Genomic DNA, 17,813 nt, shown 5'->3' with positions numbered 1-17,813 from the left:
GGCAAAAGTTTCTGCCTAAAGAGGTGGTGTTTATGGGTAATGAAGAAAACGCCTGATTTTATTCTCATCATCGTTACACTTGCGTTGTTAACAATCGGAATGATTATGGTTTATAGTGCGAGTGCGGTTTGGGCCTCTTATAAAATGGGGGACTCATTCTTTTTTGCAAAAAGGCAATTGCTATTCGCAGGTCTTGGTGTAGTGGCTATGTTTTTTATTATGAAAATTGATTATTGGGTGTGGCGTACGTATTCAAAAGTAATTTTGCTAGTTTGCTTCATTCTTCTTATTCTCGTTCTTATTCCTGGAGTAGGTCTTGTTCGAGGAGGAGCGCGAAGTTGGATTGGAATCGGGGCATTTTCCATTCAACCGTCCGAATTTATGAAGTTTGCGATGATTATTTTCTTAGCGAAATTTTTAGCGGAACGACAAAAATTAATTACCTCTTTTAAACGTGGTTTACTACCAGCTCTAGGTTTTGTATTTCTTGCTTTCGGAATGATTATGTTACAGCCGGACCTTGGCACAGGAACGGTAATGGTTGGGACATGTATCATTATGATATTTATCTCAGGAGCAAGGGTCTTTCACTTTGCAATGTTTGGTTTGCTTGGTGTAGCAGGATTTGTAGGGCTAATTGCATCAGCACCGTATCGGATGAAACGTATTACATCATATTTAGACCCGTGGTCAGATCCGCTTGGAAGTGGATTTCAAATTATTCAATCGTTACTCGCAATTGGACCAGGTGGATTATTCGGGCTTGGACTTGGACAAAGTAGACAAAAGTTTCTTTATTTACCTGAACCGCAAACAGACTTTATATTTGCAATCTTATCCGAGGAATTAGGTTTTATTGGTGGTTCATTTGTGTTATTATTATTTAGTCTATTATTATGGCGTGGGATTCGTATAGCTTTAGGAGCGCCAGATTTATATGGTACGTTTTTAGCAGTAGGTATTGTGGCGATGATTGCGATTCAAGTAATGATTAATGTTGGTGTTGTAACAGGATTGATGCCTGTTACGGGTATTACTTTGCCGTTTTTAAGTTATGGTGGATCAAGTTTGACATTAATGTTAATGGCAGTAGGTGTATTATTAAATATAAGTCGCCATTCTCGCTACTAAACCCTGTTTTATCAGACAGGGTTTTTCGTATGTGTACGAAGAAACAATATGTATATAGAAATAAATACTGTAATAAGAAAAAGAGAAGCGGAGGAGTTAGTAGTGCGTGTATTAGTAAGTGGTGGGGGCACTGGAGGTCATATTTATCCGGCTCTTGCTTTAATAAGAGAAATAAAAAAATTAAATCCGGAAGCAAGGTTTTTATATATTGGTACGGAGAATGGATTAGAGAGCACAATCGTGCCCAAAGCAGGTATACCGTTTCAATCTATTGTTATAAGTGGATTTAAGCGTAAAATATCGTTAGATAACGTGAAAACGGTGATGCGTTTCCTAAAAGGTGTACAAGATAGTAAACGATATATTCGTCGTTTTAATCCAGATATTGTAATTGGAACAGGTGGATATGTATGTGGACCTGTTGTATATGCTGCGGCAAAATTAGGTATTCCAACTATTGTACATGAACAAAATAGTGTACCTGGTGTAACGAATAAATTTTTAAGCCGCTATGTTGATAAAGTTGCAGTTTGTTTTGAAGCGGCTGCAGAACATTTTCCGCAGTCAAAAGTGGTCATGACAGGAAACCCAAGAGCGTCAGAAGTAATGGATCAAAATGGAATGAAGGGAAAACGTTCAGTAGGTTTATCTCTTCCTAAAAAATCCGTGCTTATTTTTGGTGGCAGCCGTGGGGCTAGACCAATTAACGATGCTTTCGTAGAAGCAATTGAACAGTTTGGAAATAAAAGTTACGAAATATTGTATGTAACAGGTGAAGTTCATTACGACAAAGTGATGGATGCAGTGAAGCAAAAAGGGAATCCGAATAATGTTATTATTAAACCTTTCATTCATAATATGCCAGAAGTACTTACCGGTGTAGACCTGGTTGTCTCAAGGGCTGGAGCAACAACACTTGCAGAATTAACAGCGTTAGGTAAGCCAAGTGTGTTAATTCCGAGTCCTTATGTAACAAATAACCATCAGGAAAAAAATGCACGTTCTGTTGTCGATAAAGGAGCAGCAAAAATGTTGCTTGAAAAAGATTTAACAGCTGAAACACTTATTCGTGATATTGACGAGATTTTATTAGATGCACAAACATTACAAAATATGAAGCTTGCTGCTGGGCAATTAGGTATTCCAGATGCAGCAAATAAGTTGTATGAAGTAATGAATAAGCTTGTAAAAAAATAACGTTAGGTGAACGCCCTGCATACTACTGTAATAAGGATGCTTAGTATGGGGGAGATTGGTTTATGGAGCAATTAGTAAATGAGCTTATAGAAGCAAATGTTGGTCGTGTGTTAGTGGATGAACCGTTAGCACGTTATACAACTATGAAAATAGGTGGACCAGCTGATATTTTAATTGTGCCAAAGCATGTTGCCGGTATTGAAAAAACGTTGCAGTTAGTAAAGAAATATAAAACAAAGTGGACTGTAATTGGTCGCGGTTCGAACCTTCTTGTATCTGATCTAGGTATAGAAGGTGTCGTTATTCGTTTAGGAGAAGGATTAGACCACTTAGAAGTCGAAAAACATAGAGTAAGAGTTGGTGGTGGGTATCCCCTGATTAAATTATCAACTTTACTTAGTCGTCAAGGGTTAGCGGGTCTGGAGTTCGCAAGTGGTATTCCAGGAAGTGTTGGCGGTGCAGTGTATATGAATGCAGGAGCACATAAATCGGATATATCAAACATATTATCAAAAGCTCTTATTTTGTTTGAAGATGGAACAATTGACTGGTTAACGCATGAAGAAATGGAGTTTTCCTGTCGTACATCTGTATTGCAAACGAAACGCCCTGGTATTGTTTTGGAAGCTGAGTTTCAATTACAGATAGGAGAGCGTGAGGGAATTGTAAGTGTCATGCAAAAGAATAAAGATTACCGCCGTGAAACACAGCCATGGAATCACCCTTGTGCAGGAAGTGTGTTTCGGAATCCAATTCCATACTTTGCCGGAGATTTAATAGAGAAGGCGGGACTTCGTGGTTATCAAATAGGTGGAGCTCAAATTTCTGAAATGCATGGGAACTTCATTATTAACACTGGTGGAGCTAGCGCGCAAGATGTATTATCTTTAATAGCATTAGTAAAACAAACAATCAAGGATAAATTTAGCGTAGAAATGCATACAGAAGTAGAAATCATTGGAAGATAACGGTTATTCGTTCCGCTCATTATCATTTATGTTATAATAAGAAGATAAGAACGGCATGAGGAACATGCCGTTCTTTATGTTACGTAGGGGGATCGTACATGAAAAATAGTAAAGTGATTAAACTACAGGATCGTGTACCAAAGTTAAAAAATCAACAGAAAAAAAACAAGAAAAATGTTAATCATCGGTTGATTCTATACATATCAATTTTATTTTTATTAGTGCTCTTTTTAATTTATTTTCGGTCTCCGCTTAGCAATATAAAAAAGATAAGCGTGTTTGGAAATCATTATATGACAGATGAACAAGTGATGAAGGAATCAGGTGTGACATATGATACAAGTTATTTCCGAGTGACAGCACATAAAGCAGAAGAAAACTTAACGAAACGAAAAGAAATTAAAGTAGTAAATGTAAAGAAGCGTTTTCCAAATAAAATTGACGTTCATATTGAAGAATATTTAACAATTGGTTATATAAACAAAGATGGGAAATTACAACCGTTATTAGAGAACGGGAAAACACTTGATGTACTCCCGAACGGAAAACTTCCTGTTGCAGCGCCAATTTTTGAACCTTTTAAAGAGGAGAAAATGAAGGAGTTAATTGCTGAGCTTGAAAAATTAACACCAACTATTTTAAGGTCTATTTCTGAAATTCGTTATTCACCGACAAATGCGAATGAAGACCACCTTACTTTATATATGAATGAAGGGTATGAAGTGAGCACTACGATTCAAAATTTCGCAAAACGTATGGAAGCTTATCCACTTATCTTAAAAACAATTGAGCCAGGTAAAAAGGTATTAATTGACTTAGAAGTAGGGGCGTATACGAAAGAATTAGGAGCAGAAGAAAAAAAAGAATAGAATGATAGTTTTCACTACGTTATTGTAGAAAAAACGAAACGAATGTTCTGCTTGGTGCATAGGAATTTACAAGAATGGTTCATTTGATGAAAAATATGTAAAAATTCTTAGATTCATACTAGGATTGGTACAAGTTTCACTTTTCTATGAGTACATCTTAGTGTAGACTTATACTTGGCGGTAATCTTTACACTTGAAATAGAATTATTTCAAGATAAGCAGTTATTCACAGTTTACTGCAATATTCTTAAATGAATGTTAAATAAAAATAAGAAAAATATAGGGTTAAAAAAGGGAAACGTATAAAGACGTTGAATATTTTTCTTATAAATAGTAAAGTTGCGATTGTTGTTCCATATATTGAGTTGTATGGTATAAATAAAGAAGGAGGTGCCAAAGAATGAACAGCAATGAAATATATGTTAGTCTTGACATCGGTACATCCAATGTTAAAGTCATCATTGGTGAAATGGTTAATGACAGCTTAAACATTATTGGTGTTGGAAATGTAAAATCAAATGGTTTAAAGAAAGGATCGATAGTTGATATAGACGAGACTGTTCGATCAATTAAAAAAGCAATTGAACAAGCTGAGCGCATGGTGGGAATCCACATTGAGCAAGTTGTAGTAGGTGTCAATGCAAACCAGGTACAGCTACTTCCGTGTCACGGAGTAGTCGCTGTTTCAAATGAAGATCGTGAAATCGGGAATGAAGATGTCTTACGCGTTCTAGATGCAGCACAAGTTGTGTCAATTGCTCCAGAACGTGAGTTTATTGATGTGGTACCTCGACAGTTCATTGTAGACGGTCTTGACGAGATTAACGATCCGCGCGGGATGATCGGTGTAAGATTAGAAATGGAAGGTACACTTATTACAGGCTCGAGAACTTTACTACATAACCTACTTCGTTGTGTAGAAAAAGCAGGTCTTGAAATTGTTGATATTTGTCTTCAACCTTTAGCGGCTGCAACAGTTGCTATATCTTCAGATGAAAAAAATAGAGGAGTAGCCCTTGTTGATATGGGGGGAGGATCTACAACTTTATCTATTTTTAAAGATGGAGAGTTACAAGCAACGAGCGTATTACCATTAGGTGGAGACCATATAACGAAAGATATTGCGATTGGGTTGAAAACTTCAACAGAAAATGCAGATCAAATTAAGTTGAAATATGGACATGCTTTTTATGATACAGCGTCGGAAGAAGAGATGTTTACGGTTCCTATTATGGGAAGCGATCAAACAGAACAATATTCTCAGTTGGAATTATCGGATATAATAGAGGCTCGTGTAGAGGAAATTTTAATGTTTGTTCAAGATGAAGTGCGTAAGTTAGGAGTAAAGCAAGTAGCTTCTGGTTATGTACTAACTGGTGGAATTGCTTCTATGCCAGGTGTTCTTGATCTTGCATATGATATTTTACATGAAAATGTTCGTATAGCAACTCCTGATTATATTGGCGTGCGTGAGCCCCAATATACAAGTGGAGTAGGATTAATTAAACATTCTTATCAAAAAGCTAAGTTGCGTGGGAAAAATGTGCAGGAAAAACAAGAGCATTTTGAACCAGTACCAGCACCAGCTCCAACGCCGGTACAACAGCAACCTGCGAAACAAAAAACGCGTAATCAAAACAATAATAATCAAAATGATGACCGTATGATGTCAAAAGTAAAACGTGTATTCCGTTATTTATGGGATTAAAATTGGACACGAAAAATGAGGTTCTAGGGGGATTTCGACATGTTAGAGTTTGATACTACTCAAGATCAATTAGCGAATATAAAAGTTATCGGTGTCGGCGGTGGCGGAAACAATGCTGTAAACCGTATGATTGAACACGGTGTACAAGGTGTAGACTTTATCGCTGTAAATACTGATGCACAAGCATTAAATCTATCAAAAGCTGAAACGAAAATGCAAATTGGTGGAAAATTAACACGTGGACTTGGTGCAGGTGCAAACCCTGAAGTAGGGAAAAAAGCAGCAGAAGAAAGTAAAGAACAGATCCAAGAAGCACTTCGTGGTGCTGATATGGTATTCGTAACTGCTGGTATGGGCGGCGGAACTGGAACTGGTGCAGCTCCAGTTGTTGCTCAAGTGGCAAAAGAATTAGGTGCATTAACAGTTGGTGTTGTAACACGACCATTTACATTTGAAGGACGTAAGCGTGCAACACAAGCGGCATCTGGTATTGCGGCATTTAAAGAAAATGTAGATACACTTATTGTAATTCCAAACGATCGCTTATTAGAGATTGTTGATAAAAACACGCCAATGTTAGAGGCATTCCGTGAAGCAGATAACGTATTACGTCAAGGTGTTCAAGGTATTTCTGATTTAATTGCAACACCAGGTTTAATTAACTTAGACTTCGCAGACGTAAAGACAATTATGTCTAATAGAGGTTCTGCTTTAATGGGTATTGGTTCTGGTAATGGAGAAAATCGTGCTGCTGAAGCTGCGAAAAAAGCGATTTCTAGTCCATTATTAGAAACATCTATTGATGGAGCTCAAGGTGTTATCATGAACATTACGGGTGGAGCTAACTTAAGCTTATATGAAGTACAAGAAGCGGCAGACATTGTAGCTTCAGCTTCAGATCCAGAAGTAAATATGATCTTCGGTTCGGTTATTAATGAAGGATTAAAAGATGATATCGTTGTAACTGTAATTGCAACTGGTTTTGATGATACAATTGCAACTCAACCACCAAAACCAATTATCCGTCCGAATGTGAATCACACGCAACAACAGCAACAGCCAGTAGCTCAACCACCAAAACAACGTGAAGTAAAACGTGAAATGAAGCGTGAAGAGCCGGTTGTACATGAGCGTCATTCAGATTCAGATGATATCGATATTCCAGCATTCTTACGTAATCGTCGTAGACGATAAAAGAAAAGGAGCATTTATGCTCCTTTTTTGTTTTATACAGGGAAAAGATCTGCTAAGCAGGTCTTTTTTTATTGTAATTTATTCCGCTTTTTGCTGGGTAGCCCAATTGGTGAGGGCTAATAATCAGTGGGGGGATGAAGAAAACCCCCACTGATTAAAGTTTGAAAAAAAGATAGCATTCTATGAAACATATACTTTTATTTTTTACCGACAGATTATGTCTAGAAAGCACAAAATAACAAAAAAACACCTCCGCAAATTGACACACTTTCCTATTGGATATGCATTATACTAGTCTCAACTTAAAAAAAGAGGTGAATTGTTTGGTTGTTTACGCCGACGTTGTTTGGTTGTTAAACGCCTGCATTGATTTTCTTTTACTTTTATTAACAGCTACCGTGTTAAAAAAGAAGATCAAAAGATGGAGGCTTGTGTTAGGGGCATTGATAGGTTCAACCATTGTTATTTTTGCCTTTACTCCTTTTGCTTCTGTGATGACACATCCAATTATGAAACTACTGTACTCGTTACTTATTGTGTATACAGCATTTGGGTTTACAACATTTAGAAATTATGCACAAACTGTTTTTACTTTTTACTTTGTAACCTTTATGGTTGGCGGAGGGTTAATGGGCACTCATTTCTTTTTGCAAACGAATGAAATGGTAAATGGGTTGGTTCAATCTCAATCAATTTCTTACGGTGACCCAATTAGCTGGTTGTTTGTTATTTTTGGTTTTCCAGTCATTTATTATTTTTCTAAAAAGCGTATTGAAAGCGTAGAGGTTACAAAAATACACTATGATCAAATTGTGAAATTGAAAGTTCAATTAGCTGAAGAGGAGCTAGAACTTGCAGGCTTAATTGATAGTGGAAATCAACTTTACGACCCGTTAACGAAAACACCTGTTATGATTATGCATATTTCATCGTTAGAACATTGTTTGCCAGCTTGGTTAACAGAACAAATTTATTCCAAAACAGAAATTCCTCAAATACCAGAAAATGATTCTGGGTGGGCGACAAAATTACGCTTAATTCCTTTCCGAGCAGTGGGAGTAGAAAGTCAATTTTTATGGGCAATTAAGCCAGATAGTGTACAAATTTATCATGAAGGAAGTTCTATCGTTGTGAACAAAGTATTGATTGGATTAAATACACAACAGTTATCAACCAATGGAGAGTATCAATGTATTGTGCATCCGAAAATGTTAATTTCGCAAAAAATGGTAATTGCTTAATAATGGGAGGCGGGATAATATGATGAAATTAAAATTTTATTTAGTATACCTTTGGTATAAAGTATTGCTGAAATTAGGAATTAAGACCGATGAAATTTATTACATTGGTGGAAGTGAAGCGTTACCACCGCCGTTAACGAAAGAAGAAGAGGAAGTTCTTTTAAATAAATTGCCAAAAGGAGATCAGGCGGCAAGATCGTTACTGATTGAACGCAACTTACGGCTAGTCGTATATATAGCAAGAAAATTTGAAAATACAGGGATAAATATTGAAGATTTGATTAGCATTGGAACAATTGGTCTTATTAAAGCGGTAAATACATTTAATCCAGAAAAGAAAATAAAATTAGCAACATATGCCTCACGTTGTATCGAAAATGAAATTTTAATGCATTTGCGCAGGAATAATAAAAATCGTTCAGAAGTTTCTTTTGATGAACCGCTTAACATCGATTGGGATGGAAACGAACTTTTATTATCAGATGTATTAGGTACAGACGATGATATTATTACAAAAGATTTAGAAGCGACTGTGGATCGTCATCTTCTAATGAAAGCATTACATCAATTAAATGATCGTGAAAAACAAATTATGGAACTTCGGTTTGGGCTTGCTGGAGGAGAGGAAAAGACGCAAAAAGATGTAGCGGATATGCTTGGGATTTCACAGTCATACATTTCGCGTTTAGAAAAAAGAATCATAAAAAGATTACGAAAAGAATTTAATAAAATGGTGTAAAGAGTAAGGCCAGCCGTTATCTAGGCTGGTCTTATTCTATTTAGTTGTATGAGGAAGGACAACTAAAATGAAAAATGAAGAGAAAACCGCATGCATAAAATCCCCTTCAAAGGAAATACTTTACACTGTACAGCAACTCCCGATAGGAGGGAACACTTTGACGAGAAACAAAGTAGAAATTTGCGGTGTTGATACAGCTAAACTTCCCGTACTAAAAAATGATGAAATGCGTAAATTATTTCGTGAAATGCAAAGTGGAGAGATAAGCGCAAGAGAGAAATTAGTGAATGGAAACTTACGTCTTGTACTGAGCGTCATCCAAAGATTTAATAACAGAGGAGAATATGTTGACGATTTATTTCAAGTTGGTTGTATCGGACTTATGAAATCCATTGATAACTTTGATTTAGGCCAAAATGTAAAATTTTCAACGTATGCTGTGCCGATGATTATTGGGGAAATACGCAGATATTTGCGTGATAACAATCCGATTCGCGTATCTCGCTCCTTACGAGATATTGCGTATAAAGCGTTACAAGTAAGAGAAAAGTTGATTGCAGAAAATTCAAAAGAACCGACAGCAATGGATATTGCAAAAGTGCTTGAAGTGACTCATGAAGAAATTGTTTTTGCTTTAGATGCAATTCAAGATCCAGTTTCATTATTTGAGCCGATTTATAACGATGGGGGAGATCCTATCTTTGTTATGGATCAGTTAAGTGATGAAAAACAAAAGGACGAGCAGTGGGTTGAAGAGTTAGCTCTAAAAGAAGGAATGAAGCGTTTAAATGATCGTGAGAAAATGATTATTCGAAAACGTTTCTTCCAAGGAAAAACACAAATGGAAGTTGCAGAAGAAATTGGGATTTCTCAAGCGCAAGTGTCACGTTTAGAGAAATCAGCTATTAAACAAATGAATAAGACGATTCAAGGATAAGGTTTCACCATTTATGGTGAGACCTTTTTATATGTCATATAGTTTGTTTGCGTTCATAGTAGGGGAGCTGTGTTCATATAATGAAAATAATATGAGGTTGGCAAGAGGATGCTTCCTGTTCATTTGAGAAACAATGTTTTTTCGATTCGTCATATATAAGGGAGAGGATGAAAGTGATACGAATTTCGGAATTACAGATGAAAGATATAATAAATGTTTTAGACGGAAAAAGGCTGGGTAATATTGGAGATATCGAAATCGATATGAACACAGGAAAAATCGAGTCTATTATTATTTCCAAACAGGCACGTATGTTAGGGATCTTTGGGAAAGATATAGAAATTGTAATTCCTTGGAAAGAAATTGTGAAAATTGGGGAAGATGTCATACTTGTTAGAGTAAATTCTGTTAATTCTGTAACAGAATCAATACAAACACCGACAATTTCATAAAGAATATTACAAATTCCTCTTTTTTTTCTGTTAGGATTATGAAAAAATAAAAGTATGGTAAAATAGACAGGAAGTACCATGCTTTTTTATGTTATTTTAATTAAAAGGAGCCGCTATTATGAGAGAGCCATTTAAATATGTGGACGGTATACTGTATTTACAAGCGTGGAAAGAACTTGGGAACATTACTGCTGGATTTACGACAAAAGATGGTGGGGTAAGTACGGGCTCCTTTCATGCGATGAATTTAGGATTACATGTGAATGATATTGCGGAGAACGTTCATGAAAATAGACGCATTTTAGCAAATAAGTTACAAAAACCATTAGAAAACTGGATTTGCTCTGAACAAGTTCATGATCATCATGTTGAAAAAGTAGGAGAACAGGAAAAAGGAAGTGGCGTTTATTCATATGAAGACGGCATTTCAAAAACAGATGGCATTTATACGACTAATAATGATGTTCTTCTAACATCTTGTTACGCGGATTGTGTTCCACTCTATTTTTATGCACCATCACATGGTATGATAGGACTTGCGCATGCTGGATGGAAAGGGACTGTAAAAGAGATTGCAAAAGAAATGATTCAAAAATGGAATGCAGAAGGGATTTCAAGTGATGAAATTCATGTTGCGATTGGACCAGCAATTGGATCTTGTTGTTACGTTGTTGATGATCGAGTGCTAACAGCAGCAGAGCAAGTAGTAAACGGTTCTGTCCCTTATAAAAAAATTTCTGACGGACAGTATGCAATTAATTTAAAAGAAATTAATCGTATACTATGTTTACAAGTAGGCATAAAAGAAGAGAATATTGTAATGTCATCTCTTTGTACAAGCTGTGAAGAGCAACTCTTTTTCTCTCATCGTCGTGATCAAGGTAAGACGGGGAGAATGTTGAGTTTCATAGGTTTTAAGGAGGAAGAAAGCAAGTGACAGTACAAACAAATTTAACAACTGTAAATGAATCAATTAAACAATCTTGCGCACGAGCAGGACGTTCGTTGCAAGATATTAAACTCGTTGCGGTTACAAAAACGGTAGGAATTGAAAAAACAAACGAAGTAATTGAAGCAGGAATTATCGATTTAGGTGAAAATAGAAATGAAGGTTTCTTACAGAAGTATGAACATTTCGGTTCAAAAGTGAATTGGCATTTTATTGGATCATTACAAACGAGAAAAGTAAAAGAAATCATTAATGAAATCGATTATTTACATTCATTAGATCGTCTTTCACTTGCAAAAGAAATTCAAAAACGTGCGGATAAGAAAGTGAAATGTTTTATTCAAGTGAAAACATCATCTGAAGAATCAAAGCAAGGGTTGGCAATAGAAGAAACCGTTTCTTTTATTCAAAGTTTGCAAGAATTGGATAAGATTGAAGTGGTTGGACTAATGACAATGGCTCCGTTTACAGAAGAAGAGGAAGAAATCAGACGCTGTTTTAAGACATTACGTATGCTACAAACAGAGGTGCAGGAGTTAGAATTATTACATGCGCCATGTAAAGAATTATCAATGGGAATGTCTAATGATTACACCATTGCAATTGAAGAAGGTGCTACATACATTCGTTTGGGGACGATTTTAGTAGGAAAAGCGTAAAAGGAAGGAGAATCTTATTATGAGTTGGTCAAAAGTAAAATACTTCTTTTTTGATACACCTGAAGAAAAAGAAGCAGCTCAATATAGTTATGAAAAGGAGCAAACGGACATGAAGAAGCAGCAAGATCCGCCAGAACAACAAGATGTTACGTTTCCAAAAGCGCAAACGAAACAAAATGTTGTGAGCATTGAAACAGCGAAGCAATCCTCAAAAGTTGTTTTATTAGAACCACGCACATATTCGGAAGCGCAAGGAATTGCGGACCATTTAAAAGGTAGACGAGCTGTTGTAATTAATTTACAACGAATGTCTACGGATCAAGCTGTACGTATCGTTGACTTTTTAAGTGGTACTGTATACGCTATAGGCGGGGACATTCAAAAAATAGGACCGAAAACATTTATGTGTACGCCTGAAAATGTAGATATAGTTGGTGCAATTTCAGAGTTATTCGGTGAAGAAGAAGACACAAATATAAAGAGGTGGTAATACGCCATGGAAACCGTTTTAAGACTTTTAGTTTATGCTATCGAGATTTACTCGTGGGCACTTATTATTTACATTCTCCTATCATGGTTCCCAGGTGCAAAGGAATCAACTTTCGGAGAGTTTCTTGCGCGTATTTGTGAACCATATTTAGAACCATTTCGCAGATTTATTCCGCCGCTTGGTATGATTGATATTTCGCCACTCGTTGCGATCTTTGCGTTGAGACTTGCGACAAATGGCTTGGTAAGTTTATTCGGCTATTTCTTATAGTAAGAGGTTATATGTATGAGCATCTACGAGCATTTTAGACCTGATGAAGTGGTCTTTGTGGATAAAGTGTTAGAGTGGAAGCGAGCAGCGGAGTACCATCAAGTGAAGTTAACAGACTTTCTTGATCCAAGACAACAACAAATTGTCACTATGGTAATAGGACAAGGAGATGTTGCTGTACAGTTTGATGGTGCAACGTCTCAAGCAGAGCGCAAAAGAGCACTCATTTATCCGGACTATCTAGTAGTAAATGAAGAGGAATTTCAAGTAGAAGTATTGGAAATTGACTATCCTTCCAAGTTTTATACGCTAGAGCATAGGCAAATATTAGGTACATTTATGTCTCTCGGTTTAACGAGAGAAAAATGTGGTGATATTTTGCTTCAAGAAGATCGTGCCCAAATTGTAGTCGCGAAAGAAGTTGTATCTTATATTGAGATGAACTTACAATCTATAGGAAAAGTGAAAGTCTCCTTATCACCAGTGCAAGGGGAAAAAATTCTACAGATACAAGAAACGTGGGGGGAGAAATCCGGAACAGTTTCTTCACTTCGTTTAGATGTTATGTTAGCTGAAATGTTACATATATCTAGGCAAAAAGTACAACCTTTCATAAAAAATGGTTTAGTAAAAGTGAATTGGAAAACAGTGGAGCAAACCTCTTATGAATGTTATCCAGGAGATGTTTTTTCAGTGAGAGGACATGGACGCAGTAAATTGTTTTCTGTAGAAGGTAGAACAAAGCGCGACAAATGGAGAATTTTGTATGGTATACTAAAATGATTGGTTTTTTAGAAGGAAATCCTCCTATTTTGTCGAAGAAAAGATATAATTGAAAGAGGAAATTTAGATAACTACTTGGAGGTGGCGTTGTGCCGTTAACACCATTAGATATTCATAACAAAGAATTTGGTCGCGGATTCCGTGGCTATGATGAGGATCAAGTAAATGAGTTTCTTGATCAAATTATCAAAGATTATGAATTAGTCATTCGTGAGAAAAAAGCTTTAGAAGAACAAGTTGCGCAATTAGAAGGGAAGTTAGATCATTTCTCTAATATTGAAGATACGTTAAACAAATCTATCGTTGTTGCACAAGAAGCAGCGGAAGAAGTAAAACGTAATGCGCAAAAAGAAGCAAAATTAATTGTACGTGAAGCTGAAAAGAATGCAGACCGTATTATTAACGAAGCTTTAGTAAAATCAAGAAAAGTTGCTTTTGATATTGAAGAGCTAAAGAAACAAGCGAAAGTATTCCGCACTCGTTTCCGTATGTTATTAGAAACACAGCTTGAAATGTTAAACAACGATGATTGGGATAAACTAATTGAGTTAGAAGACGAAGTAGACGAGCTGTTGAAAAAAGAAGAAACAGTGTAAGCTTGACGTTTTTCTCATTATTACATATAATTTTAAACAACATATTTATTAAGAAAAACGAAGATAGGGATAAGTACCTTTTTCATACCTTATATAGCGAACTGAGGATGGTGTAAGCTCAGGATAAGGAGATAATGGGAATATCACCCTGGAGTTCCGCGCTGAACAAATAGAGTAAGCGTAGGCGTATATTCGCGTTAAGAATATAAAGAGGATTGTATACATACGTATAGGATCTACTAGGGTGGTACCGCGGGAGACTTTCTCGTCCCTTTTTGGGATGAGAAAGTCTCTTTTTTATTCCGTTTTTTAGGTCTTTCTTTTATACATGTAAGGAGGAATTGAGCATGGAGTACAAAAATACATTACTAATGCCAAAAACAGAGTTCCCGATGCGTGGGAATTTACCAAAACGTGAGCCTGCAATGCAAGAAAAGTGGGCGGAAATGAATATTTATGAAAAGGTACAAGAACATACGAAAGGTCGTCCTTTATTTGTACTGCATGATGGACCTCCATATGCGAATGGTGACATTCATATGGGACATGCATTAAATAAAGTATTAAAAGACTTTATCGTTCGTTATAAATCAATGACTGGTTTCTGTGCACCATATGTCCCAGGTTGGGATACACACGGTTTACCAATTGAACAAGCTTTAACAAATAAAGGTGTAAAGCGTAAAGAAATGACAGTTGCTGAGTTCCGTAAGTTATGTGCAGAGTATGCATATGAACAAGTAGAACGTCAGCGTGAGCAATTTAAGCGTTTAGGTGTACGTGCTGATTGGGATAACCCATACATTACTTTAGAGCCAGCTTATGAAGCACAACAAATTAAAGTGTTTGGTGATATGGCGAAAAAAGGTTATATCTATAAAGGACAAAAACCAGTTTATTGGTCACCAACGAGTGAATCAGCTTTAGCGGAAGCTGAAATTGAATACCAAGATAAAAAATCTGCATCTATTTACGTAGCATTCCCTGTAAAAGATGGAAAGAACGTATTAGAAGGTGATGAGAAATACATCATCTGGACAACAACGCCTTGGACGTTGCCTGCAAACTTAGGTATTTCTGTTCACCCAGAACTTGAATACGCTATTGTAAAAGTAAATGATGAAAAATATATTATTGCTTCTGAACTATTTGAGACAGTTGCAAAAACGTTAGAGTGGGAAAACGCTGAAGTTGTGAAAACAGTAAAAGGTAGCGAGCTTGAGTATACAGTTGCAAAGCATCCATTCTACGATCGTGATTCATTAGTTATGCTAGGAGATCACGTAACAACAGATGCAGGTACAGGTTGTGTTCATACAGCACCAGGACACGGGGAAGATGACTTTATTGTTGGTAAAAAGTATGGCTTAGAAGTACTTTGCCCAGTTGATGATAAAGGCGTATTAACAGAGGAAGCACCTGGATTTGAAGGCTTATTCTATGATAAAGCTAACAAGCCAATTACAGAAAAATTAGAAGAAGTAGGCGCATTACTGAAACTAACATTCATTACGCATTCATATCCACATGATTGGAGAACGAAAAAACCTATTATTTTCCGTGCGACAGCACAGTGGTTTGCATCTATTGAAGCATTCCGTAAAGAATTATTAGAAGCTGTTGCGGAAACAAAATGGGTACCAGCATGGGGCGAAACTCGTCTTCATAACATGGTTCGTGACCGTGGTGACTGGTGTATTTCTCGTCAACGTGCATGGGGTGTGCCAATTCCTGTATTCTATGCTGAGAATGGTGATCCAATCATTACGGATGAAACAATTAACCATGTAGCTGATTTATTCCGTGAACACGGTTCTAACGTATGGTTTGAGCGTGAAGCGAAAGATCTATTACCAGAAGGATTTACACATCCAGGTAGCCCAAATGGTGAATTCCGTAAAGAAACAGACATCATGGATGTATGGTTCGACTCAGGTTCTTCTCACCAAGCGGTATTAGAAGAGCGCGATGACTTACAACGTCCAGCAGATTTATATTTAGAAGGATCTGACCAATATCGTGGTTGGTTTAACTCTTCATTATCGACAGCAGTTGCTGTAACAGGAAAAGCGCCATATAAAGGCGTACTAAGCCATGGTTTCGTATTAGATGGTGAAGGACGTAAAATGAGTAAGTCGATTGGAAACATCGTCGTACCGAAGAAAATTATGGATCAATTAGGCGGAGATATTTTACGATTATGGGTATCTTCTGTTGACTATCAATCTGATGTACGTATTTCGGATGATATTTTAAAACAAGTAGCAGAAGTGTATCGTAAAATCCGTAACACATTCCGTTTCTTATTAGGAAACTTAGACGACTTTAAGCCAAGTGAAAATACAGTAGCTGTAGCTGAACTTCGTGAAGTAGATCGTTACATGTTAGTGAAATTAAATGACTTAATTACAAAAGTAAAAGAAGCATATGAGACATACGACTTCGCTGCTGTATATCATGCAATTCATAACTTCTGTACAATTGATTTAAGTTCATTCTACTTAGACTTTGCAAAAGACATTTTATACATTGAAGGTGCGAACCATGAAGATCGTCGTGCAATTCAAACTGTATTATATGATGTTCTTGTTGCATTGACGAAACTTGTAACACCAATCTTACCGCATACAGCTGATGAAGTATGGCCATACATTCCGGGTGTAACAGAAGAAAGTGTACAATTAACTGATATGCCAGAAGCTGTACAATTAGATGGTGCAGAAGCATTAAAAACAAAATGGGATGCATTTATGACATTGCGTGATGACGTATTAAAAGCGTTAGAAGTGGCTCGTAATGAAAAGGTAATCGGTAAGTCATTAAATGCAAGCATTACGCTATATCCAACTGCAGAAATGAAAGCTATGTTAGAGTCTATTAACGAAGACTTAAAGCAATTATTCATCGTTTCTGAGTACAAACTTGGTGGCATGATGGAAGAAGCGCCAGCAGATGCACCGAAGTATGAACATACAGCGGTTGTTGTTGCTCAAGCAACTGGTGAAACATGTGAACGCTGTTGGGTAGTTTCAGAAACAATTGGTAAAGATGCTGAACATGAAACATTATGTGAGCGTTGTGCAACGGTTGTTAAAGAAAATTATGTAAAATAATAAGGGGTGACTGCACGTAAAGTGCAGTCATTTTTTGGTTAACAGTATATTGAAATAACTTTCACTCTCTTTCCTATGAAGGAAAAATGTGTGAGAGGTAAGCATATAAATTTCGGACACACTAATCGTACATTGCAACTGGGAGGAATGTACACGTGAATGAAATGTATATGGAAATCAAAGAAGAATTGCAATTGATGCGAAAAGAGTTACAAGAGAGGCTAGCTAAAGAGGTTATGTACAAATATAATACAGAGTTTAGCGAAGAGCTTGGGTATGAAATGAAGGAAGAGATAAAGAAAAAACTATTATTACATGATATAAAAGAGGATTTAAAAGATGTAGAACGTGCATTATTTAAAATGGAAATAGATATGTATGGTATTTGTGAAGACACAGGGAGAGTAATGTCGGTAAAACAAATGAAAACGATGCCGACTGCACGTACCATTCATGAATTTTTCTATGAAAAAGTAAATGTATGAATGGGCACAACGATATTATATTACCTTTTTTT

At 36.5% G+C, this 17,813-nt stretch carries 18 protein-coding genes and 1 other annotated feature; all 18 genes read left to right on the top strand.

Annotated elements, in window-relative coordinates; genetic code table 11:
- The first annotated feature begins 39 nt into the window (after positions 1 to 39).
- The 18 genes from spoVE (at position 40) to MKY00_RS19005 (ending at position 17,781) form a co-directional block, all read left to right on the top strand.
- On the top strand, positions 40 to 1,131 hold the full coding sequence (spoVE, locus tag MKY00_RS19090) for a stage V sporulation protein E (RefSeq protein WP_000753510.1): 1,092 nt from the start codon (positions 40 to 42) through the stop codon (positions 1,129 to 1,131).
- A 102-nt stretch (positions 1,132 to 1,233) separates the two neighbouring features.
- Complete coding sequence (murG, locus tag MKY00_RS19085; RefSeq protein ID WP_001265415.1) at positions 1,234 to 2,328, top strand: undecaprenyldiphospho-muramoylpentapeptide beta-N-acetylglucosaminyltransferase; 1,095 nt, start codon at positions 1,234 to 1,236, stop codon at positions 2,326 to 2,328.
- A gap of 62 nt (positions 2,329 to 2,390) precedes the next feature.
- Positions 2,391 to 3,296 (top strand): UDP-N-acetylmuramate dehydrogenase, encoded by a 906-nt coding sequence (gene murB / locus MKY00_RS19080; RefSeq protein ID WP_341035173.1) that lies wholly within the window; start codon positions 2,391 to 2,393, stop codon positions 3,294 to 3,296.
- Positions 3,297 to 3,394: 98 nt separating this feature from the next.
- Positions 3,395 to 4,165: a cell division protein DivIB gene (divIB, locus tag MKY00_RS19075; protein WP_016718321.1), complete on the top strand. Its 771-nt coding sequence runs from the start codon at positions 3,395 to 3,397 to the stop codon at positions 4,163 to 4,165.
- 400 nt (positions 4,166 to 4,565) lie between these two features.
- Positions 4,566 to 5,873 (top strand): cell division protein FtsA, encoded by a 1,308-nt coding sequence (gene ftsA / locus MKY00_RS19070; RefSeq protein WP_001087553.1) that lies wholly within the window; start codon positions 4,566 to 4,568, stop codon positions 5,871 to 5,873.
- Between the two features lie 39 nt (positions 5,874 to 5,912).
- Positions 5,913 to 7,067: a cell division protein FtsZ gene (gene ftsZ / locus MKY00_RS19065; RefSeq protein WP_000888991.1), complete on the top strand. Its 1,155-nt coding sequence runs from the start codon at positions 5,913 to 5,915 to the stop codon at positions 7,065 to 7,067.
- Positions 7,068 to 7,390: 323 nt separating this feature from the next.
- Positions 7,391 to 8,308, top strand: a complete 918-nt coding sequence (gene spoIIGA, locus MKY00_RS19060; protein WP_000261996.1) for a sigma-E processing peptidase SpoIIGA — start codon at positions 7,391 to 7,393, stop codon at positions 8,306 to 8,308.
- 19 nt (positions 8,309 to 8,327) lie between these two features.
- Positions 8,328 to 9,047 (top strand): RNA polymerase sporulation sigma factor SigE, encoded by a 720-nt coding sequence (gene sigE / locus MKY00_RS19055; RefSeq protein ID WP_000976948.1) that lies wholly within the window; start codon positions 8,328 to 8,330, stop codon positions 9,045 to 9,047.
- Between the two features lie 157 nt (positions 9,048 to 9,204).
- Positions 9,205 to 9,984 carry an RNA polymerase sporulation sigma factor SigG gene (gene sigG, locus MKY00_RS19050; protein WP_000197753.1) on the top strand — a complete coding sequence of 260 codons (780 nt, stop codon included), beginning with the start codon at positions 9,205 to 9,207 and terminating at the stop codon, positions 9,982 to 9,984.
- A 167-nt stretch (positions 9,985 to 10,151) separates the two neighbouring features.
- Entirely contained in the window at positions 10,152 to 10,436 is a 285-nt protein-coding gene (locus MKY00_RS19045) for a YlmC/YmxH family sporulation protein (RefSeq protein WP_033677969.1), read from the top strand.
- A 118-nt stretch (positions 10,437 to 10,554) separates the two neighbouring features.
- Entirely contained in the window at positions 10,555 to 11,373 is an 819-nt protein-coding gene (pgeF, locus tag MKY00_RS19040; protein ID WP_001209018.1) for a peptidoglycan editing factor PgeF, read from the top strand.
- Positions 11,370 to 12,044, top strand: a complete 675-nt coding sequence (locus MKY00_RS19035; RefSeq protein WP_016718318.1) for a YggS family pyridoxal phosphate-dependent enzyme — start codon at positions 11,370 to 11,372, stop codon at positions 12,042 to 12,044. Before pgeF ends, MKY00_RS19035 begins: the two co-directional genes overlap by 4 nt.
- 19 nt (positions 12,045 to 12,063) lie before the next feature.
- A complete protein-coding gene (locus MKY00_RS19030; RefSeq protein WP_000119138.1) occupies positions 12,064 to 12,534 on the top strand; it encodes a cell division protein SepF in 471 nt (156 codons plus the stop codon).
- A 6-nt stretch (positions 12,535 to 12,540) separates the two neighbouring features.
- On the top strand, positions 12,541 to 12,804 hold the full coding sequence (locus tag MKY00_RS19025; RefSeq protein ID WP_000450921.1) for a YggT family protein: 264 nt from the start codon (positions 12,541 to 12,543) through the stop codon (positions 12,802 to 12,804).
- Between the two features lie 15 nt (positions 12,805 to 12,819).
- Positions 12,820 to 13,587, top strand: a complete 768-nt coding sequence (locus MKY00_RS19020; protein ID WP_000029727.1) for a YlmH family RNA-binding protein — start codon at positions 12,820 to 12,822, stop codon at positions 13,585 to 13,587.
- 89 nt (positions 13,588 to 13,676) lie between these two features.
- The gene (gene divIVA / locus MKY00_RS19015) at positions 13,677 to 14,183 is read left to right on the top strand and encodes a septum site-determining protein DivIVA (protein WP_001131612.1); all 507 of its coding nucleotides are present in this window, start codon (positions 13,677 to 13,679) and stop codon (positions 14,181 to 14,183) included.
- 51 nt (positions 14,184 to 14,234) lie between these two features.
- Positions 14,235 to 14,459, top strand: a binding site (T-box leader).
- A gap of 71 nt (positions 14,460 to 14,530) precedes the next feature.
- Complete coding sequence (ileS2, locus tag MKY00_RS19010; protein WP_000455925.1) at positions 14,531 to 17,296, top strand: isoleucine--tRNA ligase; 2,766 nt, start codon at positions 14,531 to 14,533, stop codon at positions 17,294 to 17,296.
- A 155-nt stretch (positions 17,297 to 17,451) separates the two neighbouring features.
- On the top strand, positions 17,452 to 17,781 hold the full coding sequence (locus MKY00_RS19005; RefSeq protein WP_001004666.1) for a molecular chaperone DnaK: 330 nt from the start codon (positions 17,452 to 17,454) through the stop codon (positions 17,779 to 17,781).
- The last annotated feature ends 32 nt before the right edge of the window (positions 17,782 to 17,813 follow it).

Origin of the sequence: Bacillus sp. FSL R9-9834 (genome assembly GCF_038006905.1) — a bacterium.
Lineage (GTDB): Bacteria > Bacillota > Bacilli > Bacillales > Bacillaceae_G > Bacillus_A > Bacillus_A pacificus.
This window is presented reverse-complemented; position numbering and strand designations above follow the sequence as displayed.